The organism is Ruegeria sp. AL12 (assembly GCF_056540885.1).
Genome location: NZ_JBQFXN010000165.1, coordinates 1 through 597, shown reverse-complemented (window position 1 = coordinate 597; position 597 = coordinate 1). Strand labels below are relative to the sequence as shown.

The following is a 597-nucleotide window of genomic DNA, read 5'->3' as shown; positions in this document are numbered from 1 at the left end:
GTATCTGTGCCGCGATATTGGCCTCGATCTCGGCACTCTGCGCAAATGCGCCCGACGCCAGCCCGGCGCTCAGGGATAATGCAAGCAGTAGTCGACGCATGGGGCCACCTCCTGTTCCAAGGATAGCCCCATGCCGGTTCAGGTCAAATCAGACCAGCTCTCCGGCCAGTGCCTTGTCGATCAGCGCGATGGTCTCGGGCACGCCGTAAAGCGCGATAAAGCCCCCGAAACGCGGCCCTTGCGAGGCCCCCAGCAGCACCTCATAAAGCGCCGAGAACCACCCTTTCATTGGATCAAACCGCTCGCGGCCGATGGCATAGACCACCGATTGCAACGCTTCATCCTCGGTCGGGCCATCATATGCCTCAAGCGCCGCCTTCAGCGCTTCCAGCGCCTCGCGCTCCTGATCCGTCGGCGCGCGATGCTTACGCGTCGGTTTGACGAAATCGTTGAAGTACCGCACGGCGAAACCGGCTGCCTTGTCCAGATCGGGATGGCTCTCTGCCGTTGCCTCGGGCGCATAGCGGCGAATAAAGCCCCACAGCGCCTCCTTGTCTTCGGCACCGGAAACCGATGCCAGATTCAGCAGCATCGCAA

Annotated in this window: 1 pseudogene; it reads right to left on the bottom strand. The window is 61.8% G+C overall.

The features are described 5' to 3' along the window. Positions 1-148 precede the first annotated feature (148 nt). A pseudogene (lysK, locus tag ACR0C6_RS22015) lies at positions 149-597 on the bottom strand (lysine--tRNA ligase); the annotation flags it as partial.